17 protein-coding genes and 1 tRNA gene are annotated in these 23597 nt (G+C 62.0%); 10 read left to right on the top strand and 8 right to left on the bottom strand.

The window, feature by feature from the left end; all coding sequences use genetic code 11:
- Positions 1-119: 119 nt before the first annotated feature.
- Positions 120-320 carry an AlpA family transcriptional regulator gene (locus DXY04_RS07080; RefSeq protein WP_115161548.1) on the top strand — a complete coding sequence of 67 codons (201 nt, stop codon included), beginning with the start codon at positions 120-122 and terminating at the stop codon, positions 318-320.
- 157 nt (positions 321-477) lie between these two features.
- On the opposite strand, the gene DXY04_RS07085 is transcribed toward DXY04_RS07080, so the two are convergent.
- Positions 478-1392: a serine hydrolase gene (locus tag DXY04_RS07085; protein WP_115161549.1), complete on the bottom strand. Its 915-nt coding sequence runs from the start codon at positions 1390-1392 to the stop codon at positions 478-480.
- A 17-nt stretch (positions 1393-1409) separates the two neighbouring features.
- Between DXY04_RS07085 and DXY04_RS07090 the strand changes: the two genes are divergently transcribed.
- Together DXY04_RS07090 and DXY04_RS07095 are read left to right on the top strand one after the other, a co-directional pair.
- A complete protein-coding gene (locus tag DXY04_RS07090) occupies positions 1410-2138 on the top strand; it encodes a C40 family peptidase (RefSeq protein WP_115161550.1) in 729 nt (242 codons plus the stop codon).
- Between the two features lie 60 nt (positions 2139-2198).
- Positions 2199-3161 (top strand): glycosyltransferase family 2 protein, encoded by a 963-nt coding sequence (locus tag DXY04_RS07095; RefSeq protein WP_115161551.1) that lies wholly within the window; start codon positions 2199-2201, stop codon positions 3159-3161.
- Here the strand turns inward: DXY04_RS07095 and DXY04_RS07100 are convergent.
- A complete protein-coding gene (locus DXY04_RS07100) occupies positions 3119-3586 on the bottom strand; it encodes a HEAT repeat domain-containing protein (protein WP_115080413.1) in 468 nt (155 codons plus the stop codon). The two genes, DXY04_RS07095 and DXY04_RS07100, sit on opposite strands and share 43 nt — an antisense overlap.
- A 90-nt stretch (positions 3587-3676) precedes the next feature.
- Here DXY04_RS07100 and DXY04_RS07105 point away from each other — a divergent pair, with 90 nt between their 5' ends.
- From DXY04_RS07105 to DXY04_RS07120, 4 genes are all read left to right on the top strand, one after another.
- Positions 3677-3793, top strand: coding sequence for a photosystem I reaction center subunit VIII (locus DXY04_RS07105; RefSeq protein WP_006851672.1), 117 nt, complete (start codon positions 3677-3679; stop codon positions 3791-3793).
- A gap of 43 nt (positions 3794-3836) precedes the next feature.
- Entirely contained in the window at positions 3837-4328 is a 492-nt protein-coding gene (locus DXY04_RS07110; protein ID WP_011363361.1) for a photosystem I reaction center protein subunit XI, read from the top strand.
- A gap of 108 nt (positions 4329-4436) precedes the next feature.
- Positions 4437-7553 carry an efflux RND transporter permease subunit gene (locus DXY04_RS07115; protein WP_115161552.1) on the top strand — a complete coding sequence of 1039 codons (3117 nt, stop codon included), beginning with the start codon at positions 4437-4439 and terminating at the stop codon, positions 7551-7553.
- Positions 7554-7594: 41 nt separating this feature from the next.
- Positions 7595-8551 (top strand): cupin, encoded by a 957-nt coding sequence (locus tag DXY04_RS07120; RefSeq protein ID WP_115161569.1) that lies wholly within the window; start codon positions 7595-7597, stop codon positions 8549-8551.
- 11 nt (positions 8552-8562) lie between these two features.
- On the opposite strand, the gene DXY04_RS07125 is transcribed toward DXY04_RS07120, so the two are convergent.
- From DXY04_RS07125 to psaA, 3 genes are all read right to left on the bottom strand, one after another.
- Positions 8563-9282, bottom strand: coding sequence for a DUF3598 family protein (locus DXY04_RS07125; RefSeq protein ID WP_244278616.1), 720 nt, complete (start codon positions 9280-9282; stop codon positions 8563-8565).
- A gap of 177 nt (positions 9283-9459) precedes the next feature.
- On the bottom strand, positions 9460-11673 hold the full coding sequence (psaB, locus tag DXY04_RS07130) for a photosystem I core protein PsaB (RefSeq protein ID WP_114987216.1): 2214 nt from the start codon (positions 11671-11673) through the stop codon (positions 9460-9462).
- Positions 11674-11695: 22 nt separating this feature from the next.
- Positions 11696-13999: a photosystem I core protein PsaA gene (gene psaA, locus DXY04_RS07135; protein WP_115010450.1), complete on the bottom strand. Its 2304-nt coding sequence runs from the start codon at positions 13997-13999 to the stop codon at positions 11696-11698.
- Between the two features lie 404 nt (positions 14000-14403).
- On the opposite strand from psaA, the gene DXY04_RS07140 reads away from it, so the two are divergent.
- Positions 14404-15747, top strand: a complete 1344-nt coding sequence (locus DXY04_RS07140; RefSeq protein ID WP_115161554.1) for a hypothetical protein — start codon at positions 14404-14406, stop codon at positions 15745-15747.
- Between the two features lie 69 nt (positions 15748-15816).
- Entirely contained in the window at positions 15817-17556 is a 1740-nt protein-coding gene (cobJ, locus tag DXY04_RS07145) for a precorrin-3B C(17)-methyltransferase (RefSeq protein WP_115161555.1), read from the top strand.
- A 67-nt stretch (positions 17557-17623) separates the two neighbouring features.
- Here the strand turns inward: cobJ and DXY04_RS07150 are convergent.
- Positions 17624-17697: transfer RNA gene (locus DXY04_RS07150), tRNA-Pro, on the bottom strand.
- An 86-nt stretch (positions 17698-17783) separates the two neighbouring features.
- On the opposite strand from DXY04_RS07150, the gene lipA reads away from it, so the two are divergent.
- Positions 17784-18653, top strand: a complete 870-nt coding sequence (gene lipA, locus DXY04_RS07155; protein WP_114987206.1) for a lipoyl synthase — start codon at positions 17784-17786, stop codon at positions 18651-18653.
- Here lipA and DXY04_RS07160 read toward each other — a convergent pair.
- Together DXY04_RS07160 and gltB are read right to left on the bottom strand one after the other, a co-directional pair.
- Positions 18631-18939 (bottom strand): YciI family protein, encoded by a 309-nt coding sequence (locus DXY04_RS07160; RefSeq protein WP_114987204.1) that lies wholly within the window; start codon positions 18937-18939, stop codon positions 18631-18633. The genes lipA and DXY04_RS07160 overlap by 23 nt on opposite strands.
- A 15-nt stretch (positions 18940-18954) precedes the next feature.
- Positions 18955-23556, bottom strand: coding sequence for a glutamate synthase large subunit (gltB, locus tag DXY04_RS07165; RefSeq protein ID WP_115161556.1), 4602 nt, complete (start codon positions 23554-23556; stop codon positions 18955-18957).
- Between the last annotated feature and the right edge of the window lie 41 nt (positions 23557-23597).

Below are 23597 nucleotides of genomic sequence, written 5' to 3' on the forward strand. Positions count from 1 at the left end.
TCGCTGACATGACCCAAGGCATCCTCTGAACCGACGAGCGCAGAGGGCTAAGAACAGCTACTCAGCTCTGGCTTCCCAAGGAGGAGAGCTCTGTCATCAGGGCTCTCCTTTCCTCTCTCATGCCATCAGGCGATCGAGCTCAACGCCGCTTCCTCCGTATCTCAGAGGTCATCCGTCGCGTCGGCGTCAGTCGCCCCACCATCTACCGATGGATGAGAGAGGGCACCTTCCCCAAGCAAATCTCCATTGGTGCGAACTCCGTCGTCTGGTTGGAGTCCGACATCACCAAGTGGATGGACCAACGCATCGGGGCGGGATGAACTCCTCTCATCCCGTCTCATCCGAGCGCAGACCCCGTGTTGGTGGATGTGTTGGTGGATTTGGGCAATAAAGGGGTCAAACCTGCCTCAAGGCGTCTCATACCAGTGCATTTCGGACCACTCCGAATGACTCCCTCTCCGTTCCAAGTCAATCAACTCAATCCACCAGCTCCTCTGATCTGGTGAACAGGTTGAGTTGCCGTGCCAGCTCCGGCAAAAGAGCTGCGTCCCTGGCGCGATCAGGCCCCGTGGTGAACACCACCAGCAAGCTGGGCAGCTGCTGTTCAGACGCCTGGAACCAGGCGGCGTCATGACGGGCCTGACTCATCCAGCCGGCCTTGCTCCACAGCAGAGCGTCCTCAGGTAGGCCTTCGCCGAGGAAGCCATCCACCTGGTTTTCAGGATCAGCGCGACGCTGCTTTTGATCGAGCGAGCGCCGCAACAGACCCTGCAGCCGACGACAGGCCGGTGGAGATACCACCGCACCGGTCATCACCGCCTCCAGCATCCGGGCTGTCGCAACCGTGGACAAGCCATTGCGGTTGCCGTTGTCGGCCCCATAGAACATTTTCTCCCGGCCATAGGGACCATCACCCCAGGTCTTCTGGCAGCAATTCACCGCCTCAAGTTCCGGCCAGGCCAGGCTCTGCAACCAGCCATTGATCAAGCGACGCTGCTGCGTCCAAAGCTCCCAGCGTTCGCCATGGAGGGCAGGGCCGCTGGTGGTGCCTGTGAGCAGATCCACCACAAGTCCCGTGGCATCGTTGCTGGAATCAGCGATCATGTCGCGCATCGCGCGCCGCAATTCGTCGCTCTCAGGGATCAGGTCCCGTTGCAGCCACTGCTCAACGGCGACGGCATAGAACAGCTTCACCACGCTGGCCGGATAGAGGATCCGGTCCTGGTTCCAGGAAGCACCACGGCCTTGACCCGCCTCCGGTGCAGCGTCGTCGTACAGCACCCAGGTGATCGCCAGGCTGTTGCGCAGCCCCGGGCGACCTTCGGCATCGAGCCCATCGAGGGCCGCCTCAAGCCGAGCCGCCATTGCGGGATCGGGACGGTAGAACGCCATAGCGATTCGATTGGGCCATGGCGACGTTAGGCACCCTGCTGGCCCCGGACCTGATTCAGACAGGCTCCAGTTGGCAGCTGTGCGCTGACGTGAATGGTTATTTGCGATCTGACGGCGCGAGTCTGACCACCCAGGCCTGTCATGGACGCCGTTTTCGCATTCTGGAGAGGCAGCCCAAGAGGATCGCTGTTCAGCTGCTGGAGGATGGCTACCGCTGCTGGCTCGAACTCGAGGCGGTTCTGGGGCGAGCTGAGCGATGCGCAGCCTGGCGACCGTCGCCGCTGAGCGCGACGGAGATTGAACGACGCCTGCCCAGCGTGCTCGCCTGGAGCGAAACCGCCCAGCAGCGCCCCAATGTCTACCTCTGGGGAGGCACCACAGAACCGGACATGGATTGTTCCGGTCTGATGCAGATGGCCTTCGCCAGCCAGGGCATTTGGATTCCGCGAGATGCCTATCAACAGGAGCGGTTCTGCCAACCTGTTGCAGCTCTGCCCGACGATCACAGCCTGCTGCGCCCTGGAGATCTGCTGTTTTTTGGCACACGGCGGCGTTGCACCCATGTGGGGATCCATCTCGGCGAGGGCCGCTACCGCCACAGCTCAGGCCAGGACCATGGGCGCAATGGGATCGGCATCGACAGCTTGCACAGCAGCGATCAAGACCCGGTGGCTTGCCACTACAGGGCTGAATTCCGCGGCGCAGGCCGTGTGGTGCGTTGCCATGACGGATCGCATCTCTCCTGACGCTGGCTGCCGGATGAACCGGGCCCCTGCTTAAGTTGAGCGACTCACAGCGCGACCGGCATGAGTACACCCCTGAATCTCTCGGTGGTGGTGCCACTGTTCAACGAGGAGGAAAGCCTGCCTCATCTGGTTGAGCAGCTTCTTTCAGCGCTGCGTCCAACCGATGAGGCGTTTGAGCTGGTTCTGGTCGACGACGGATCCAGCGACCGCACCGCGAACGTGCTGGCCAAGCTCAGCGCCGAAGTGCCCGAAGTGGTGGCTGTGCTGCTGCGCAAGAACTATGGCCAGACCGCAGCCATGGCGGCTGGGTTTGATGTGGCTGGCGGAGAGGTGATCGTCAGCCTCGATGGAGATCTGCAGAACGATCCCGCCGACATCCCCATGCTGCTGGCCAAACTGCGAGAGGGGTACGACCTCGTCAGTGGCTGGCGCCATCAGCGCCAGGACGCCGCCCTCCAGCGCAAACTTCCTTCCCGGATCGCCAACCGCTTGATCGGCCGGGTAACCGGTGTGCGGCTGCATGACTATGGCTGCTCCCTCAAGGCCTACCGCCGCGAGGTGCTCTCAGACATGCGGCTCTACGGGGAGCTGCATCGCTTTCTTCCCGCCCTGGCCTTCATCGAGGGTGCACGGATCACCGAAGTGAAGGTGAACCACCGGGCGCGTCAGTTCGGGAGCAGCAAGTACGGGATCGATCGCACCTTCCGTGTGCTGATGGATCTGCTCACCGTCTGGTTCATGAAGCGTTTTCTGACCCGGCCGATGTACGTGTTCGGCTTCGGGGGGCTGCTGGCCATCGCCGCCAGCCTGATCACCAGCACCTATCTCCTTGTGATCAAGGTGATGGGAGGCGACATTGCCAATCGCCCACTGCTCACCCTGGCGGTGGTGCTTGGCTTGGCTGGCATTCAATTGTTCTGCTTCGGACTGCTGGGCGAACTGCTGATCCGCACCTACCACGAAAGCCAGGATCGCCCGATTTATCGCATCCGCGAAACATTGCGCGGCGGCCTAGCCGGCTGACGGATCGGGGCAGCGGCCGGCGCGCCGCGGAACGGTGCGATCGCAGCGGCAGCTGCTTCCACCACACGCGCATCGCTGTCACGCAGGGCCTGGCGCAGCAGGGGCAGCGCCGAACGGTGTCCCCATCGGGCGGCCAAACGAACAGCGCGCAAACGCTCCTCGGGTCCAGCCTCCATATCAGCCTTGAGACGACGCTCCAGGGCAAGACGCTCCAAGGGACTGCTCGGCGCCGTCCAGGACTCCAGGGAAGCATCGGCGGATTCCCCATCAGCAGCGGGCTCAATCACCAGTTCCAACTGGGCACGATTGATCTGTGCGACACGGCTGGCATCCGTGCTGGAAAGCATCGGCTTCACCGGCTTCCTGCGCAACCAGAGCACCACCGTGAGCAGCACGACGGCACCGGGGAGGAGAACGTTCTGCATGCGGATTGAACTTTTATGTCGCCGTCGGGGCCTAAAGCAGGCCGTCAGAACGGTCCTACTTACAGTAGCTGCGAAGCTTTTGGCCTCGACATGACTGGAGATTTCGCTGCTGCCTGGCTGCCTGCGATTTTCGTGCCCATCACCGGAATCGTGTTCCCCGCAGTGTTCATCGTCCTTGTTGGTCGAGTGATCACCGCTGCCGAGTGACCGCGACCTGCGGACCGTTTCAACCCCTCAGCACTCGTACCTCATGACCGTCACTCCTGCTGCTGATCCCTGCGTCGGCAACCTTGCGACACCCGTCAACAGCGGCTATTTCATCAAGGGCCTGATCAACAACCTGCCCCTGTACCGCCCCGGAATTTCCCCAAACTTCCGGGGTCTGGAAACTGGTGCAGCCTTCGGTTATCTGCTCTACGGCCCCTTCACCATCTGTGGTCCCCTGCGTGCCACGGAGTACCAGCAAACCGCTGGTCTGCTGGCTGCCATTGGCGCCGTGCACATCCTCAGCCTGCTGTTCCTGCTCTACAACCAGCCCGGCAAGCAACCCAACATCCCCCCTGCAGATGTGACGGTTGAGAATCCCCCCGCCGACCTGTTCACCCGCACCGGTTGGGCTGACTTCACCAGTGGGTTCTGGCTGGGTGGTTGCGGCGGTGCCGTTTTCGCCTGGTTCCTCTGCAACACCGTTCACGTGCAGGAACTGTTCAAGATCGCTGCTGGTGTCTGGAGCGTCGGCTGAAGCAGTTCACTGAACCCTCTGACAAAAACTATTCATCCCCCGGTTGCCTGATTCCAGGCGATCGGGGGATTTTTCCTGGCAGGATTCATTCATATTTGAGACGCCCCGGTGCGGTCGATCTCCCAGCCGTTTCTTCGGCGGCCGGTTCTGACGGTCGTCTGCAGCCTGCTGATCCTTTTGGCGGGCTGCACGGCGTTGTTCGGCCTGGGACTGGAGGATCTTCCGCCCCTCGCTCCCACCCGCGTGAGTGTGAGCGCCAGCTTCCCGGCGGCTTCACCGGAGGTGGTGGAGCAGAGCGTGACCCGGGTGTTGGAACAACAGCTGAATGGCCTGGAAGGGGTCGAAAGCATCAGTTCAACCAGCAGGCAGGGCGGCGCCAGCATCTCGTTGCGCTTCAACGCGGGTGATCCCGAGCTGAATGCGATCAAGGTTCAGAACGAGGTGAACCTGGCCAGCCGCCGTCTGCCCCAGGCCGTGACGCGCCAGGGGCTCCAGGTGCGGCGCTCCTCGGAAGACCTGTTGACGATCCTGGGGTTCAGCCACCCGCCGGATCAATACGTCCCCACCTTTCTCACGGGCTGGCTGGACCAGACCCTTCGAGACGCGCTGCTCAGCACACCAGGCATCGGTGATGTGCGGATCTTCGGCAGCAGTGAACTCTCTTATCGCCTCTGGTTGGATCCGCAACGCCTCGAACAGACCAACCTCACCCTTGGCGATGTCAGCCGAGCCCTGGCTGAACAGAACGTTTTGGCTGCCGTTGGCAGCATCGGGGCTGCCCCAGTTCCAAAGGGCCAAGTGCTGAGCCTTCCGGTGGAAGCGGAAGGGCGTCTTCGCAGCCAATCGGATTTCGAGAATCTCGTCTTGCGCCGGTTCGAGAACGGCGGGCTGCTGCGCCTGAAGGATGTGGGACGGGTTGCCCTCGGCCAGCGCAACTACGGACGCGAGGCCATGAATCTGGCTGGCGAGCGTTCGGTGGCCGTGGGGATCTACCAGCGCGATGGGGCCAATGCCCTGGAGGTGAGCAGGGCGATCAAGCGCAAGCTGAAGCAGTTGGAAGCGAGCTTTCCCCCGGGCATCGAGGTCTCAATGATCGTGGATGTGGCCGACACGGTTCAGGCCAACCTCGATCGCACCTTCATCACCTTGCGCGATGCCGTGCTGCTGGTGCTGGTGGTGCTGGTGCTGTTTCTGGGCCGCTGGCGTCTCGCCCTGATCCCTGGCCTTGCCGTGCCGGTGGCGCTGGTGGGAAGCCTCAGCCTGGTGAAACTGAGCGGTTCCAATCTCAACAGCCTGATCCTGTTTGGCCTGGTGCTGGCCACCGGGATCGTTGTGGATGACGCCATCGTCGTGAGTGAAGACATTGCCGGACGCATCGAACGGGGCAGACCCCCCGAACAGGCGGCCGAAGACGCCATGGCTGAGCTGGCGACGGCCGTTGTGGCCACCTCATTGGTGCTGGCAGCCGTGTTCCTCCCCGTGCTGCTCATTCCTGGATCGATCGGACGCCTCTATCAACCGATCGCCCTGGCCATCAGCGGAGCGATCCTGTTCTCCACCCTGAATGCGCTCAGCTTCACCCCAATGGCTTGCGCCAGGGTGTTGGGCCCAGGGGGCGGCCGTCTTCCGGGGGCCATCGGCAAGCTCAGCAGTTGGCTTCGGCAGGGCATGCAAACCCTGCAATCTCAATACGCAAAACAACTCGAGCACTGGCTGCAGCACAAGCGACGCATCGGCCTTGTGCTGCTGAGCGGCCTTGTCATCACGGCCTCAGGCTTGGCGGTGATGCCAACGGCGTTCATCCCCGATGACGACCAAGGCCAGATCCGCGGCTACTTCACCCTCCCCGATGGCGCCAGCCTTGAGCGCAGCGTGGCCGTGATGGACGACATCCGACGTGTCGTCAGCGAAGAGCCCCTGGTGCGCACCGGCAACTTTTATGCCGGCAGCTCCTTCGGACAGAGCGGAGAAGACCGTGGCTCGTTTTACCTGCGCCTCCAGCCACTCAAGGATCGACCTGGCAAAGAGCAGAGCAGCAACGCCATCAAACGCCGTCTCAATCGCAAGATTCAGCAACGGGTTGGTGAGGCCAGGGTCGTGCTGATCACCCCACCAACCGTGCGGGGCTTCAGCAGTGAATCAGGACTTTCGCTGGAACTGCTGGACCGCAGCGGAGGGCAACTCAGCCTGGAGCAATTCGGCCAAGTCGCCCAGAATTTCATCCAGACGGCCAAGGCGACGGACCGATTTGAACGGGTGAGCTCCCGCTTTGATGCCAGCTTCCCCCGCTGGCGGCTGGAGCTCGACCGCGACCAACTTGCTGCTCTCGACCTCGACTACGGCGCAACCCTGCGGGAGATCGGCACCTCCTTCGGCGGCCGCTACATCGATGACACCTACGACGACGGTCGAATCCGCTCGATTGTTCTGCAACTGGAAGGCAGCGAGCGACGTCGGCCGGAAGATCTCACCGGGCTGATGGTGCGCAACCGCAGCGGTGAGCTGGTGTCGGTGGCCAGCGTGGCCAACCTGACTCGCGAGGAGGGCGTCAACAACATTCGCCACTACGGACTCAACCGGGCCATCCGGATCACGGCCATCCCGGCGCCAACGGTGAGCAGCGGTGAAGCCATCGATGCCCTCACCCAGGCCGGTGATCGCATTGGAGGCAGCAACATCGGCCTGGCCTTCACGGGCCTGGCTTTGGAGGAACAACGGGCTGGGCAGGTGACCTGGGTGCTGTTCGCCCTTGGCGTGACGGTGGTCTATCTGCTGCTGGCCGCTCTTTACGAGAGTTTTATTGACCCGTTGATCATCCTGCTCACGGTGCCGATGGCCCTGCTCGGAGCTCTGATCGGCTTGAAATTGCGAGGCCTTCCACTTGATGTTTACGGCCAGATGGGACTCCTGGTGCTGGTGAGCCTGGCGGCCAAGAACGGAATTCTGATCGTGGAATTCGCCAACCAGCGGATGGCGGCAGGCCTGGCCCTGCGCGAGGCCGTTGTGGATGCAGCCGTGAACCGGATGCGCCCAATCCTGCTGACAGCGGTCACATCCCTGGCGGGTTTCCTGCCCCTTCTGTTTGCCCAGGGCACGGGAGCCGCCAGCAGGGTCAGCATTGGCACCGTGGTGTTCAGCGGACTGCTGGTGGCCTCGTTGCTGTCCCTCTTCGCCGTCCCTGCCGTCTATCTGATGCTGAAACGCGAACGAAGGCCCACCGCGTAGGGTGCGATCTCGATCCAATGGTTCTGCTGCTGGAGGGAACGATGACCATCACCCCACGGGCGACAACGGCAACCAGTTCCCAGGCGCAGTTCTTCGATTACGCCTCAGCAGCCAATCCCCTGCAACAGGGGCTGATCAGCACGATCCCCTACCGCAGCTTTTCGGCCAGTTTTTTTGATCAAGCCGGAACGGCCCTGCAACCTCTTGATTTGAGTGCCGACTTGCACTGCGAAGGTCCGGCCACCGGTCCATCGCTCTGCGGCAACTTCATCCGTCTGGATCATGGATCCCTGCGCACCCATGCGGATGCGACCAGTCAGCTGTTCTTCGTGGCCCGAGGCCATGGGCAAACTGAAGCCTGCGGTCAGGTTTTTCACTGGAGCGAGGGAGACACGTTCGTGCTTCCGGCGGGCGGTGAAGCCATTCACAGCAGCGACACCCATGCAGGCCTGTATTGGGTGCACGATGCCCCCTTACTTCGTTATCTGGGGGTGAGCACCGTGAAACCGGTGTTCGAACCCTGCTTCTACAGCCATGAGGATGCTCGCGCGCAGTTGGATGCCATCGCCAGCAATCCCCGCGGAGCCAACGCCAATCGCGTGAGTGTGCTGTTGGGAAACAACGCCTTCCCTCAGACGCGCACCGTCACCCACACCCTCTGGGCCATGTTGGGAATCCTCCCCGCAGGCCAGGTGCAGCGGCCCCACCGACACCAGTCAATCGCCCTTGATTTTGCGGTGGCCTGCCAACCGGGTTGCTACACGATGATCGGCACCGAGCTGGATGAGAACGGAATGATCCGCAATGGGCACCGGGAAGACTGGGCAGCCGGCGCAGCCTTCGTAACCCCGCCGGGGTACTGGCACTCCCACCACAACGAATCCGGCGCCGACGCCTACGTGCTGCCCATTCAGGATGCCGGCCTGCACACCTATCTGCGCACTCTCGACATTGCCTTCAGCAACAGGGGCCGGGCTGACTTAAGCAACACCCCGTAGCCAACCCAGGCTCAACGGGTGAGCAATTGATGGTTCACCGAGCTGAGGGCACCGTGTTCTGAATAGCGACGTGAAATGCGCTCGAGTCGCATTGCACTCGACAGCCAAAGCGCTTCGATGTTGAAGGGCTGGTGCGGATCAATCTGGGCCGGCGCCAGAAAAGCGCCTCCATCCGGCAAAAAGATCCAGCGATCAAGATCGCCTGCGGCAAAACAGATGTTGTCCCCTGGCGAAGGGTGGTCGCAGCGCCAGTCGCCGATCAGCTGATCTGGCTCGAGGGGTGGACGTTCCAGGGCTGAACTTCCGGCGAGGAACTCACGGATCAGCACAATCCGATCCAATTGCCCCACACCATCCCAAAGCAGCACCAAGCGATGACGGCGTTGCTCATGCAAGAACCCGAACTCGGCATAGAGCTTGGTCCAGGTGGAGCGGTGCAGCGTCCCCCTTGAAAAACTGCCGGTGCCGAAGACCCCCATGTCGGGATCCAGCCGCGTGAAGCATTGAACGATCCGCTTTTCAGGCTCGCCGGTAGGCGGTTGATGGGGAGAACTCGATCCCGCTCCCTCAGGCCAGAGCAGCAGGGTCAGATTGAGTGGAACACCGGAGGGGGCCGGTTCGAGCGTGAGCAGGGAGGGCTGACGCTTGGTGCGTTGAAGTGTCCGATCCAGGCTGTCGAACCAGCCGCGCCACTCACCAACGTTGCGCTGCAGGTGCTCCCATTCGCCCACGTTCAGCCCGATCCCGATCGAGGCCTGAGGCTAGAGAAGGCCCCAAGCAAGACGAGAACAACAACGCGGTCCAACAGAACCACTGCGAAGCACAGACAACAAAAATCCCCACCCGGCGAACCGGATGGGGACGTTTGAAACGAGGAACGACTCGTCGCGGGTTAATTCAGGAAGGAATCAACCGAATTTCCCTGAAGTCGAGGCAATCAGGAAGGCGGCGTACGTCAGGACATAGCCAACCGTGAAGTGAGCCAAGCCGACGACACGGGCCTGAACAATGGACAGTGCCACAGGCTTGTCGCGGTAACCCATCATGTTGGCGATGGGGCTGCGCTGGTGAGCCCAGACGATGGTCTCGATCAGTTCCTGCCAGTAACCCCGCCAGGAGATCAGGAACATGAAGCCGGTGGCCCAAACCAGGTGTCCGAAGAGGAACATCCAAGCCCAGACGGCGAGGTTGTTGCTGCCGAACGGGTTGTAGCCATTGATCAACTGGGAGGAGTTGAGCCACAGGTAGTCGCGGAACCAGCCCATCAGGTAGGTGCTGGATTCGTTGAACTGGGCCACGTTGCCGGACCAGATGGCCAGGTGCTTCCAGTGCCAGTAGAAGGTCAGCCAACCCACGGTGTTCAGAGCCCAGAAGACAGCCAGGTAGAAGGCGTCCCAGGCAGAGATGTCGCAGGTGCCGCCACGGCCGGGGCCGTCGCAGGGGAAGGAGTAGCCGAAGTCCTTCTTGTCGGGCATCAGCTTGGAGCCTCGGGCATCCAGGGCACCCTTCACAAGGATCAGGGTGGTGGTGTGCAGACCCAAAGCAATGGCGTGGTGAACCAGGAAGTCACCAGGGCCGATGGGCAGGAACACATCGGTGTTGCCATTGATCGCGTCCAGCCAGTAGTGCTCACCAGGAATGTTCTGGGCAGCAAGGCTGGCGGAGCTGGATGCGTTGGAGAGCAGCACGTCCATTCCGTACATGGCCTTACCAGAGGCGGCCTGAACGAACTGGGCGAACACGGGCTCAACCAGGATCTGCTTCTCGGGGGTACCGAAGGCAACGACCACATCGTTGTGGACGTAGAGGCCGAGGGTGTGGAAACCGAGGAACAGGGAGACCCAGCTCAGGTGGCTGATGATCGCTTCCTTGTGCTCGAGCATCCGAGCCAGGACGTTGTCCTTGTTGGCTTCGGGGTCGTAGTCACGGATGAAGAAGATCGCACCGTGGGCGAAGGCACCACACATCAGCGCGATGGCGATGTACTGGTGGTGGGTATACAGGGCTGCCTGAGTCGTGTAGTCCTTCGCGATGAAGGCGTACGACGGCATCGAGTACATGTGCTGCGCCACGAGGCTGGTGACCACGCCGAGGGAGGCGAGAGCCAGACCGAGCTGGAAGTGCAGGCTGTTGTTGATGGTGTCGTAGAGACCCTTGTGACCAGCGCCGAGGTCACCGGGGGTGCCCTTCGGGGGGTTGTGGGTTTCGAGGATCTCCTTGATGGAGTGACCGATACCGAAGTTGGTCCGGTACATGTGGCCGGCGATCACGAAGAGGCAACCGATGGCCAGGTGGTGGTGGGCGATGTCCGTCAGCCAGAGGGCTTCTGTCTGAGGGTGGAACCCACCGAGGAAGGTGAGGATGGCTGTGCCGGCACCTTCGGAACTACCGAAGACCTGATTCAGAGAATCGGGGTTTTCGGCGTACACACCCCAGTTGCCGGTGAAGAAGGGTCCAAGACCGGCGGGGTGAGGCAGAACGTTGAGGAAGTTGTCCCAACCAACGTGCTGTCCGCGGGCTTCAGGGATCGCAACGTGAACCAGGTGACCGGTCCAGGCGATGGAGCTGAAGCCGAAGAGAACAGCCAGGTGGTGGTTCAGACGCGATTCAGCGTTTTTGAACCAGGCCAGGGAGGGACGGAACTTGGGCTGCAGGTGCAACCAGCCGGCGAAGAGGGCCCAAGCCGACAGGATCATCATGAAGATGGAACCCTGATACAGCTCGGCATTGGTCTTCATGCCGATTGTGTAGAACCAGTGATAAAGGCCTGAGTAGGCGATGTTCACCGGGGAGGAAGCGCCCGCTTGTGTGAAGGCGTCAATGGCGCCTTGACCGAAGTGGGGATCCCAGATTGCGTGAGCGATGGGGCGCACGTGCAGGGGGTCGGCGACCCACTGCTCGAAGTTGCCCTGCCAGGCGATGTGGAACAGGTTTCCCGAAACCCACAGGCCGATGATCGCGAGGTGACCGAAATGGGTGGAGAAGAGCTTCTGGTAGAGGCGCTCCTCCGTCATTCCGTCATGGCTCTCGAAGTCGTGAGCCGTGGCGATCCCGTACCAAATACGGCGGGTTGTCGGGTCCTGGGCCAGACCCTGGCTGAACGAAGGGAATTTCGTTGCCATTAGAGGGAGAGGTCAGGTGAGGTCAGCCGACCACAAGAATGTGGGCGTGGAAGAAGGCCCACGTGGTCGCAATTCCGCCCAAGAGGTAATGGGCAACACCCACGGCACGGCCTTGGATGATGGAAAGAGCACGGGGCTGGATGGCGGGAGCCACCTTCAGCTTGTTGTGAGCCCAGACGATGGACTCAATCAGTTCCTGCCAGTAGCCGCGGCCGCTGAAGAGGAACATCAGGCTGAAGGCGAACACGAAGTGGGCGCCGAGGAACATGATTCCGTAGGCGGCCGTGTTCGAGCCATAGCTGTTGATCACCTGAACGGCCTGAGCCCACAGGAAGTCACGCAGCCAGCCATTGATGGTGATGGCGCTTTGGGCAAAGTTGCCGTTGGTGATGTGCGCAACGGAACCGTCGGCATTCACCGTTCCCCAGATGTCGCTCTGCATCTTCCAGGAGAAGTGGAAGATCACAACAGACAGGGAGTTGTACATCCAGAACAGGCCCAGGAACACGTGGTCCCAAGCGGAAACCTGGCAGGTGCCACCACGACCAGGACCATCGCAGGAGAAGCGGAAGCCCAGGTTGGCCTTATCAGGGATGAGGCGTGAGCTACGGGCGTACAGGACACCCTTCAGCAGGATCAGCACCGTCACGTGAATCGTGAAGGCGTGGATGTGGTGAACCATGAAGTCGGCGGTGCCGAGCGGCATGGGAGCAGCGGCAACCTTGCCGCCGACGGCGACAACAGAACCGTTGAACACTTCGCTCACACCCGCGAGGGCGTTGGGAGCTGTGCTGCCAGCAGCTGCGGCGTGCACGTTCTGAATCCACTGAGCAAAGATCGGCTGAATGGAGATCGCCGAATCGCTGAACATGTCCTGGGGACGACCCAGGGCACGCATGGTGTCGTTGTGGATGTACAGGCCGAAGCTGTGGGCTCCGAGCCAGATGCAGACCCAGTTGAGGTGACTAATAATGGCGTCGCGAGCCTTGAGCACCCGATCCAGCACGTTGTCGATGTGCTTGGCGGGGTCGTAATCGCGAACCATGGCGATGGCGGCGTGAGCGCCGGCACCAACGATCAGGAAGCCGCCGATCCAGATGTGATGGGTGAAGAGCCCGATCTGGGTGGGGTAATCGATCGCTTGGTACGGATACGGAGGCATCGCGTACATGTGCTGAGCAACGATGATGCTCACTGAACCGCCGATGGCAAGGTTGACCGCCAGCTGGGCATGCCAGGAATTGGTCATGAAGTCGTAAAGACCGTCGTGACCGTTGGTGGCAGGGAACAGCAGGGGATCACCCTTCTGACCTTCGTGGATCTCCTTGATGGAGTGACCGATGCCCCAGTTGGTCCGGTACATGTGACCGGCAACAATGAACATCACGGCAATCGCCACATGGTGATGGGCGATGTCGGTCATCCAGAGGCTTCCCGTTACAGGATTCAAACCACCCTTAAAGGTGAGGAAATCGCTGTAGGCAGCCCAGTTGCCGGAGAAGAAGGCACCGACACCAGCACTGAAGCCGGGATACAGCTGCGCCAGCAAGTCCTGATTGAAGAACTCGTGGGGCAGCGGAATGTCTGCAGCCGAAGCGATGGTCTTGCCATTCAGCACCAGCGGTTGACCGGCGTCGATGGCATCCATCAACTTGGTTACAGGGGCAGACACGTGGATGACGTGACCAGCCCAGGACAGTGAACCGAGACCCAGCAGACCTGCCAGGTGGTGGTTCAGCATCGACTCAACGTTCTGGAACCACTCCAGCTTTGGCGCAGCCTTGTGGTAGTGGAAAACACCAGCGTTGAGCATGAGGCCGGCCATCACCAGGGCACCGATGGCCAGAGCCATGAGCTGGGTTTCGCTGGTGATGCCCCAGGCCCGCCACATCTGGAAGAGGCCTGAGGTGATTTGGATGCCTTGGAAACCGGCACCCATGTCGCCGTTGAGGACTTCTTGGCCGAAGACGGCCCAGACCTGCTGGGCGCTTGGCTTCACATGGGTGGGATCAGCAAGCCAACCGGAATAGTTGGAGAAGCGGGCGCCATGGAAGAAGGCACCGCTGAGCCAGATGAAGATGACGGCCAGGTGGCCGAAATGGGCGGAGAAGATCCGCCGAGAGACCTCTTGAAGGTCGCTCGTGTGAGCGTCGAAGTCGTGAGCGTTGGCGTGAAGGTTCCAAACCCAGGTGGTGGTTTTGGGACCTTTCGCGAGAGCTCGGTCGAAGTGTCCGGGCTTACCGAACAGCTCGAAGGTTGCTGGATTGTCAACCTTCTCGACCTGGCTTTTCGCGTCACTCCCACGCTCAGGTGGGCTGATGGTCATCGAGTCGTTCCTCGAGGGACGGGTTTCGAGGTGGTGGGCCACCCCTCCGAAGGGCCGAAGCCAATCGGGGCCCCGAACAAGGATTCGCAAGGAATCGGCGTTCGGGCGTCAGTACTGCAAAGGGGTCGAAACCCCTTGTCTGCACTGAAGCTGGGGCCCCAAAGAGGGGACCGCTGGCGGAAGCATAGGGGCGGAGAAGGGGGTTAAAGGGCCCTGAGTTACAAAGGTTCAATCCCGTGGCGAGCCAGTCAGCGACAGGCGTCTGCAGAAGGCTGAGAATCAGCGAAACAACAAAGATCTCAGGCAGTAAGCAATACAATTTCACGCATATTTCCTTCCTAAATAACTAAAACTCTGACAGTGAAGGGCGGATTGTTCAGAATGATTGGATCTGTTCATGCCCGATGCGTCGCCCTGGCCTGAAGTCGATATGGGCTGTTCTGCTGGCAGCAGTGCTGCTTCTTGGTGCCGGCTTACCTGTTCATGCGCGCCCTGGATTCTTCAATCGCGATGCAGGTTCCGCTGCCAAACCGCTGCCGAGTTCAGCCCCCAGCGGGAAGCTCCAGGAAGTGGCTCCTCCAGGGGCAGTGCAACAGCTGCGCCAGAACCTGCAACAGCACCGCCCCTCCCTGCGGCTGATCGATCCAAGCAACGACAGCATCGTTTCTTCTGACGCCCTTGAGCTGCGTTTCGAAATCGACGACTGGCCCCTAAGCAGCGACCCCGAATTGGGCCTGGGGCCCCATGTGGTGCTCCAAATCGACAACCGCGCTCCCCTACGACTGAGCGAAAGCGATGGAAACCGCCTGAAGGTCCGCATCGATGACCTGGAGGCGGGCAGTCACCGGTTCAGCGCCTGGGCCGCTTACCCCTGGGGAGAAGCCGTTCAAGCACCGGGAGCCTCAGTCCAGGGACGCGTGCACCTCTGGCAAAAACTGCAGGGCACACAACCCGAACGTGATGCCCCCTGGCTGGTCCCTGTCTCACCAGCCGGAGAGCAGGGCCTCCAACCCCTGTTGGTGGATTGGCTGATCTGGAACGCTCCGCTGCAAAACCTGCGGGAGGGCGATGGACGCTGGCGACTCCGCATCAGCATTGATGGGGACAGCTTTTTGGTTGATCACCAGGAAGCCCTTTGGCTCAAAGGATCGAACAGCTCAGGCAGCCACGACATTCAGATGGAACTGCTGAATGGGCTGGGCGAGCCAATTACACCTGTCTTCAACAATCAGCTGATTCATCTGAAAGCCCCATCCGGCGCCAAGCCGGGCTGGATGCGCCCACGCCTCACCGAAAGCCAGCTCGCGCGCTTGAGCGGCTCCCCTGAGCCTGACGTTGTGGAAGTGGTCGAATCCTCGCCAGAGCCTCCTCAAAAGACTGAGGAGAAAAAACAGGCGAAGACAGAACAGCCCCGAGACCTTCCTCAGGCTGAGCTCAAAGCCGAGGACGTCGTCAAGGACGAGGTTGAAACCAAGCCCGAGGCCACCCCCCAGCCCGCGGCACCAGAGGAAAACGAAGAGCAGGATCCTGAGCCACCCCTTGTTGAACAGCCGCTTGCTGAGCAGCCACCTGCTGAACAGCCATCCAAAGCAGAACCTGCTCGGCCCACTCCTCCCACTCCCTCCCCGAAGGAGCCGGCGGAGCCTCAGCAGCCAGCCGACGAGGAACCCAAGCTGAAGCCAAGCAGCAGCCTGGGAGGATCAGCCCGTGAGTTGCTCAACAGCGATGGGCGCTTGCGCAAGCCCTGATCCGGATTTCCTGCCCTGAACCCCACATCTGCCGCTCCCGCTCTGGGCCTAGGACTGAGCCCCAGCGCCATGCCGCTGTTGGAGCGTTTGCTGCTGCGCGGCCACATCGACCGGATCAAGCCAGCCGATCAAGACATCAGCACCGCCCTTGATGGGCACTGGAGGGCAGAGAACGTTGTTTTGTTCGTGGGCGCCGTAGGAGCAGTGACGCGCCTGATTGCAGCTCGGATCCAAGGCAAGGAGAAGGATCCAGCCGTTCTGGTGCTTGACCCGAAAGGAGAATTCATCATTCCGCTGTTGGGAAGCCATTCCGCAGGGGCCGAACAACGCGCCCGGGAAATCGCCATGGATCTCGGCGGGCAGGCGGTGATCACGGGCGCATGCGCCCATGAAGGACGTCTCCCCCTGGATGCCTTTGGGGAGGGCTGGGGCTGGAAACGCAGCGGATCGGTGGCCCATTGGCGCGATCTGATGGTGCGGCAATCCCAGGGATCCAGCATCAGCGTTCACCAGAGCAGTGGATCCACCACCTGGCGTGGCCCTGAAGGCCATCCCTTACTGCACAACATCGATCCCAAGGGTGTGCCAGACGCCGCTGATCTAGTGATCGGAGCGCGCCGTCGGGGTGATTGCCAGTGGCATCCAGCCACGCTCTGGATCGGCATCGGCTGTGAGCGCAACACCAGTGTTTCGCTGGTGGAGAAGGCCATTGCCGAGGCCTTGGCAACAGCAGGACTGGCGGAGGAGGCGATCGCCGGCATCGCCAGCGCAGCGCGGAAATCCGATGAACCGGCCCTGCAGCATCTGAGCCAGACCCGTGCATGGCCGTTCCGAACCTTTGCGGAGCAAGCACTTGCATCCATCGACGTGCCCAATCCCTCCGAAGTGGTGCGCCAGGAAATGGGGACTGCGTCGGTGGCTGAGGCAGCGGCCTTGCTGGCTGCGGGCGAACAAGGCCATCTGATCCAGCCCAAGCGAATCAGCCGTCCGGCAACAGGGGAGCAGGGTGCCGTGACGGTGGCCATTGCCGAGGCGGCCCTCCCCCACGCGCCAGAGAGGGGCGAACTGCACCTGGTGGGCAGTGGCCCAGGGGATCTGTCCCTGCTCAGCGGAGACGCCAAAGCGGCCCTCTCCCGTTGCTGCGCCTGGGTTGGCTACAGCCTCTACCTCGATCTTCTGGAGCCCCTGCGCCGGCCGGATCAGGTCCGATTCGATGGCCAGCTCACCCGGGAATGGGACCGCTGTGCCGAAGCGCTGCGCTTGGCCCAACAAGGGGCCAAGGTTGCTCTGATCTCCTCCGGCGACAGCGGCATCTACGGCATGGCGGGATTGGCTCTGGACCTGCTGCTTCAGCAACCCGAGCAGGAGAGGCCCAGCTTCGCGGTGCATCCCGGCATTTCAGCCTTCCAGCTGGCCGCCGCCCGGGCCGGAGCGCCACTGATGCATGACTTCTGCTGCGTAAGCCTCAGCGATCGCCTCACGCCATGGGCCGTGATTGAAAAGCGACTGGAGGCCGCCGCCGCTGGAGATTTTGTGCTCGCTCTGTACAACCCACGCTCCAAGGGCCGGGACTGGCAGCTGGGACACGCCAAGGAAATCCTGCTGAAACACCGCCCCCCCACAACCCCGGTGACGCTGGCGCGGCAGCTGGGCCGCGCAGAGGAATCCCGTGAGCTCACGAGCCTTGAGCGCTTGAAGCCGGAATCCGTGGACATGCTCACGCTGGTTCTGATCGGGAACAGCAGCAGCCGTGCAGAGGATGGCTGGATGGTGACGCCGCGGGGCTACCCCGGGGCGAGTCTCCAATGAGCGCCAAGTCTTTTTCGGCCTAGCTCAGGCCTCCATCAAGACCAGGCAATGCCATGCAAACCAAGAATCGGGATGACAGGATTCGAACCTGCGGCCCCTTCGTCCCGAACGAAGTGCGCTACCAAACTGCGCCACATCCCGGCTCTGCAATCTTAAAAGATCGCAGTGAAGCGAAATCCAGGCAGATCTCAGCAGCGACTAGGGTCATGGATTGAAGATGCTTCGCCGTGCTCAAGCCGGAGTGGTTGCGCGTTAAGGCTCCGCAGCGCGAGCGAATCGGCGCCGTGGCCGACCTGCTGCTGGACTTGAACCTGAACACGGTCTGCCAGGAGGCAAGTTGCCCCAACATCGGCGAATGCTTTGCAGGCGGCACCGCCACGTTTTTGATCATGGGGCCCGGCTGCACCCGCGCCTGCCCCTACTGCGACATCGACTTCGACAAGAGCGTGCGCGAGCTCGATCCCACCGAGCCACAACGGCTTGGGGAGGCAGTGGCCCGTCTGGGCCTCAAGCACGTGGTGATCACCTCAGTGAACCGCGACGATCTCGCCGATGGTGGAGCGTCCCAGTTCGTGGCCTGCATCGAACAGGTGAAGCAACGCTCACCGCTCACCACGATTGAGCTGCTGATCCCCGACTTCTGCGGCAACTGGGATGCCCTGGCAACGGTGATGGCCGCCGCCCCCCACGTGCTGAACCACAACATTGAAACGGTGCCGCGGATGTACCGCCTGGCGCGGCCCCAGGGCATCTATGAACGCTCCCTCGAGCTGCTGCAACGGGTGCGGGACCAATGGCCCAAGGCTTACAGCAAGTCGGGCCTGATGGTGGGGCTCGGGGAAACCGATGAAGAGGTGATCGAGACGCTCCGGGATCTGCGCAAACACAAGGTCGACATCGTCACCATCGGTCAGTACCTCTCACCTGGCCCCAAGCACCTGGCCGTCGACCGCTTTGTCACCCCGGAGCAATTCGAGACCTACAGAACAGTGGGAGAAAAGGAGCTGGGCTTCCTCCAGGTGGTAAGCACACCACTCACCCGCAGCAGCTACCACGCCGGCGAAGTGCAACGGCTCATGGCCAGCCATCCCCGCTGACGGGGATCCATTCCTGCACCTGCCAATCCACGAGGCCATCGCGGATCATCGGGTCGTTCTGCACCCACGCCAGGGCATCGGCATAGGACGACGCTTCAAAGATCAACAAACCCCCGCCGCCCGGACGCCGATCGCCATCCACCAGGTAGCCGCTGCGTAGACGGCGGCCTGCTGCAGCTTCCTCTGAAACCCAATGGCGGTGAGCCTCCAGGGTGGGTCTCCGCTGCTCAACGGAGAGAGCGGCGGCGACGGCCGTGAAGGTTTCGGTCTTGACGAACCAGGCCACGGACTGGGGACGGCGCTAGGCCGCAACAGCCTGCTTGTCAGCCAATCCCATCGCCTCCCGCTCACTGGGGGGGACCAACACCTTGAAGCGACCCTTCGCCACAGACCAATCGGCCAGGAGAGCAGCAGCCTTCTCACTTCCCGTGAGCGCCACATGCCGTTCCAGCAGACCCTTCAGCAGCGACTCCTGCTCATGGGTGGTGATGGTGCAGACCTCAACAATCTCAGGGTTCACCCGAGGAGCGACACGCCCCTCCTGATCCAGCAGGAAGGTCACTCCACCGGTCATACCAGCGCCGACATTGCGGCCGGTGCTGCCGAGAACAACGACGACGCCACCGGTCATGTACTCACAGCAGTGGTCACCAGCTCCCTCCACAACTGTGCGGGCGCCGCTGTTGCGAACACCGAAGCGCTCACCAGCCCGGCCATGGGCAAACAACTCACCGCCGGTGGCCCCGTAAAGACAGGTGTTGCCGAGGATCACCTGGTCACCGGGAGATGCACAACCGTCTGATGGCACCAGGGTGATGCAACCACTGTTCATGCCCTTGCCCACGTAGTCGTTGGCTTCGCCTTCCAGACGAACCTGCATGCCCTGCACCAGGAAGGCCCCGAAGCTCTGGCCTGCCGCACCCCGGAAGGTGAGATCGAGCTGTCCCTTGAAGCCGCGGTTGCCATGGCGCTGGGCGATTTCACCGGCCAGACGGGCACAAACACTGCGATCGGTGTTGATGATCTCGATGCTGCGGCTGATGGAACCGTGGTTCTCCAGGGCAGCCATCAGCTCAGCGTCAGCCAGGAGCTGATCCTCAAGGATCGGTCCATTGCCGTGGGCCTCGTCGCTGTGGCGAAGCCAGGAGCGATCTTCGGCACCGCTGATCGGGGCCAGCAGGCTGGAGAGATCCACACCCTTGGTCTTGGCCAGATCAACCGAGCGGGCCTGGAGCAGATCGGTGCGACCGATCAGCTCCTCGAGGCGGGTGACGCCGAGCAGGCTCATCAGCTGACGCACTTCCTCGGCGACGTACCAGAAGAAATTGACGACATGCTCAGGAATGCCGGTGAAACGCTTGCGCAGGTTCTCCTTCTGCGTGGCCACACCCACAGGGCAGTTGTTGGTGTGACAAACGCGAGCCATGACGCAGCCCTCGGCGATCATTGCGATCGAGCCGAAGCCGTATTCCTCCGCCCCCAGAAGGGCAGCGATCACCACATCCCAGCCTGTTTTCAAACCTCCGTCGGCGCGCAACAGAACCCGATCGCGCAAACCGTTTTCCACCAGGGAACGATGCACCTCGGTGAGGCCCAGTTCCCAGGGGCTGCCGGCGTGCTTGATCGAACTCAGGGGAGAGGCACCGGTGCCACCGTCGTGACCGGAGATCTGGATCACATCGGCGTTGGCCTTGGCCACACCCGCAGCGATGGTGCCAATCCCGATCTCGGCCACCAGCTTCACGCTCACGGGAGCAGCGGGATGCACCTGATGCAGGTCATGGATCAACTGCGCCAGGTCTTCAATCGAATAGATGTCGTGGTGTGGCGGCGGTGAAATCAAGGCCACACCTGGCTTGCTGTTGCGCAACCAGGCGATGTACTTGTCGACCTTGGGCCCTGGCAGCTGACCACCTTCCCCGGGCTTGGCGCCCTGGGCCACCTTGATCTCCAGCTGCTTGCCGCTGCGCAGGTATTCCGCCGTCACACCGAAACGACCTGAAGCCACCTGCTTGATTGCCGAGCAGGCGGTGTCCCCATTGCGCAAACCACCAATGCTGGGGAATGAAGCGGAACGGCCCTCGCCATCCACATCCTTGAGGATCTGGAAGCGGGCAGGGTCTTCGCCGCCTTCACCGCTGTTGCTCTTGCCGCCGATGCGATTCATCGCCACGGCCAACACTTCATGGGCTTCGCGGGACAAAGCGCCCAGGCTCATGCCGCCCGTGCAGAAGCGGGTGCAGATGCTCTCGACGCTCTCCACCTGATCCAGGGGCACTGGGATAGGAGCCAACTTGAACTCCAGCAGGTCCCGCAGGGCCATCACCGGTCGGTTCTCCAACAAGGCCTGGTAAGTGGAGAAGTGGTCGTAACCAGGGCCCTGAGCCACCGCCTTGTGGAGCGCCTTCGACAGCTCGGGATTGTTGCGGTGGTACTCAGCACCACTGCGGTACTGAACGAAGCCCATGAATTCGAGCTTGCTGCGGTTGAGCTCAGGGAAAGCCTTGGCGTGCATCGAGAGCGTTTCGTTCGCCAGCTCGGCCAACGTCATGCCGGCAACACGGCTGGTCGTTCCGGTGAAGGCGGACTCCACCACATCCGCTCCCAAGCCGATCGCTTCAAAGATCTGAGCGCCGTGGTAGCTGGCCAGCAATGAAATTCCGATCTTGGAGAGAATCTTGCGCAGGCCGTTCTCCAGCGACTCACGAACGTTGGCCTGGGCTTGATTGGCATCCAGGGCGGGCAACTTGCCCTGTTCGATCCGCTTCTTGGTCTTGGGGTGATCCAGCCAGTGGCGGGTGGTCTCCCAGGTGAGCCAGGGGCAGACGGCACTGGCGCCGTAACCGATCAGGCAGGCCATGTGATGGGTGCTCCAGCACTGGGCCGTATCCACCACCAGAGAGCACTGCAGCCGCAGCTTCTGGCGGAGCAGATGGTGATGAACAGCACCCACGGCCAGCAAGGCAGGCATCGCCACCGTTGTGGGGGTCAGCGGGGCAGCCGCCCCCGTGCCATCGACCCGGTCGGACAGCACCAGAACTTGGGCTCCGTCACGTACCGCCTGTTCCGCAACGCTGCACAGCGCCGCGATGGCCTGTTGCAGGCCTCCCGCACACGACTCCACAGCCACCTGGGTGGAGACCGTCTTGACGGGCAAACCCTGCTCACTGATGGCCGCCAGTTCCGCCTCGTTCAGAACGGGCGTCTCCAGATGGATGACGGAGGCAGCTTCCGGCTGGGGCTTCAGGGCGGGCCGGCGCTCACCCAGGTGCATCTCCAGACTCATCACCAGCTTTTCCCGCAGGGGATCGATCGGGGGGTTGGTGACCTGGGCGAAACGCTGCTTGAAGTAGTCGTAAAGAAGGTGGGGCTTGTCGGAGAGCACCGCCAGGGGGATGTCATCGCCCATGCAGTAGGTCGGCTCTTTGCCGAGGGCAGCCATGTCCTCGATGATCAGATCGAAGTCTTCGGCGGTGAACCCCATCGCGGTCTGCAACCGCAGCAGATCGAGTTCACCCACCTGCCGGTCCTGGGTCCAGGGCTGGGGGGCCACGCCGCGGCGATGCTTCTGCAGCCAATCGGCATAAGGGAAGCGCTGCGCCGCGTCTTCCTTCACCGACCAGTTGTCGAGCAACTCGCCGCGTTCAAGATCGACGGCCACCATCTGACCCGGGCCAAGACGACCTTTCTGAACAATCGTCTTGCCGCTGAGATCCACCACGCCGGTCTCCGATCCCATGATCACGAAGCCGTCAGCAGTGGTGCACCAACGCGCCGGACGCAGCCCATTGCGATCGAGCGTTGCACCCACTCGCTTGCCGTCGGCGAACACCAAAAGGGCCGGGCCGTCCCAGGGTTCCTGAATGCCCGCGTTGAATTCGTACATCGCCGTCACATCGGGACGGCTGTCGAGATCGGGCTGATTGCGAAACGCTTCGGGCACCAGTGTGATCAGGCTGTCGGTGATCGACCGCCCACTGCGCACCATCAATTCCAGAGTGGCGTCCAGGTTGGCGGAATCGCTGAAGGCAGGGTTCACCACCGGAATCAGGTCATCAGCCGCCTCACCCCAGACGTTCTCGAGGCTGGCTTCTGAAGCCTTGGCCCAGTTGAGGTTGCCCAGCAGCGTGTTGATTTCGCCGTTGTGCCCCAGAAGCCGCATCGGCTGAGCCAGGGGCCAGCGCGGCAGGGTGTTGGTGCTGAAACGGCGGTGATACACCGCAAAGCTCACCTCAAATCGTGGGTCCTGCAGGTCGGCGTAGAACTGCGCCAGCACCTCGGATCGCACCATTCCCTTGTAAACAACCGTCCGGCTGCTCAGGGAGGCGACATAAACATCCTGGGCCACCTCAGCACCCAGAGCGGCCCGCACACGGGCACCGATACGGCGCCGCAACCGCAGCAGCTGGCCATCAAAGCTTGCATCGTCGGCATCACCATTCAGCACCCACTGCTCGATCACGGGGGCTGTGGCACGAGCCAAAGGCCCGAGAACCGCAGGGTCGACAGGCACCGTTCGCCACCCCAGAGGCTGCAAGCCAAGGGCTTTGGCCTCTTCATCACACAGGCCCCGAACCTCAGCACGACGGCTGGCATCGGTCGGCATGAACATCATGCCGAGGCCCCGTGCTGCAGCCGCCTCGGGCCAGACGGCTTTCAGATACGACCAGGGAATTTCACACAACACCCCCGCGCCGTCTCCGGAGTCGCCATCTCCCCCGCAACCGCCACGGTGCTCCATGCATCCCAGACCACGCAGGGCCTGCTCCAGCACCCAGTGGCTGGCCTGCCCCTGGAGCTGGGCCAGGAAACCAACGCCACACGCATCCTTCTCGCCCGCAACAACCTCGGGTGCAGGGCTGTCGCAGTAAGGCCAGACAGCGGAACGGATGGCGTCAGACATAGGGAACTCAACCGGACGATCGCATGGGCCTGCAGCTTCGA

This window comes from Synechococcus sp. UW86 (genome assembly GCF_900474085.1).
Lineage (GTDB): Bacteria > Cyanobacteriota > Cyanobacteriia > PCC-6307 > Cyanobiaceae > Parasynechococcus.

What these genes read in the sequence shown, in the direction of transcription:
- DXY04_RS07105 (WP_006851672.1), top strand. Translation starts at nt 3,677, where the DNA reads ATGACTGGAGATTTCGCTGCTGCCTGGCTGCCTGCGATTTTCGTGCCC.
- DXY04_RS07085 (WP_115161549.1), bottom strand. Translation starts at nt 1,392, where the DNA reads ATGGCGTTCTACCGTCCCGATCCCGCAATGGCGGCTCGGCTTGAGGCG.
- cobJ (WP_115161555.1), top strand. Translation starts at nt 15,817, where the DNA reads ATGCCGCTGTTGGAGCGTTTGCTGCTGCGCGGCCACATCGACCGGATC.
- DXY04_RS07140 (WP_115161554.1), top strand. Translation starts at nt 14,404, where the DNA reads ATGCGTCGCCCTGGCCTGAAGTCGATATGGGCTGTTCTGCTGGCAGCA.
- DXY04_RS07110 (WP_011363361.1), top strand. Translation starts at nt 3,837, where the DNA reads ATGACCGTCACTCCTGCTGCTGATCCCTGCGTCGGCAACCTTGCGACA.
- psaA (WP_115010450.1), bottom strand. Translation starts at nt 13,999, where the DNA reads ATGACCATCAGCCCACCTGAGCGTGGGAGTGACGCGAAAAGCCAGGTC.
- DXY04_RS07120 (WP_115161569.1), top strand. Translation starts at nt 7,595, where the DNA reads ATGACCATCACCCCACGGGCGACAACGGCAACCAGTTCCCAGGCGCAG.
- DXY04_RS07100 (WP_115080413.1), bottom strand. Translation starts at nt 3,586, where the DNA reads ATGCAGAACGTTCTCCTCCCCGGTGCCGTCGTGCTGCTCACGGTGGTG.
- DXY04_RS07095 (WP_115161551.1), top strand. Translation starts at nt 2,199, where the DNA reads ATGAGTACACCCCTGAATCTCTCGGTGGTGGTGCCACTGTTCAACGAG.
- gltB (WP_115161556.1), bottom strand. Translation starts at nt 23,556, where the DNA reads ATGTCTGACGCCATCCGTTCCGCTGTCTGGCCTTACTGCGACAGCCCT.
- psaB (WP_114987216.1), bottom strand. Translation starts at nt 11,673, where the DNA reads ATGGCAACGAAATTCCCTTCGTTCAGCCAGGGTCTGGCCCAGGACCCG.
- DXY04_RS07080 (WP_115161548.1), top strand. Translation starts at nt 120, where the DNA reads ATGCCATCAGGCGATCGAGCTCAACGCCGCTTCCTCCGTATCTCAGAG.
- DXY04_RS07090 (WP_115161550.1), top strand. Translation starts at nt 1,410, where the DNA reads ATGGCGACGTTAGGCACCCTGCTGGCCCCGGACCTGATTCAGACAGGC.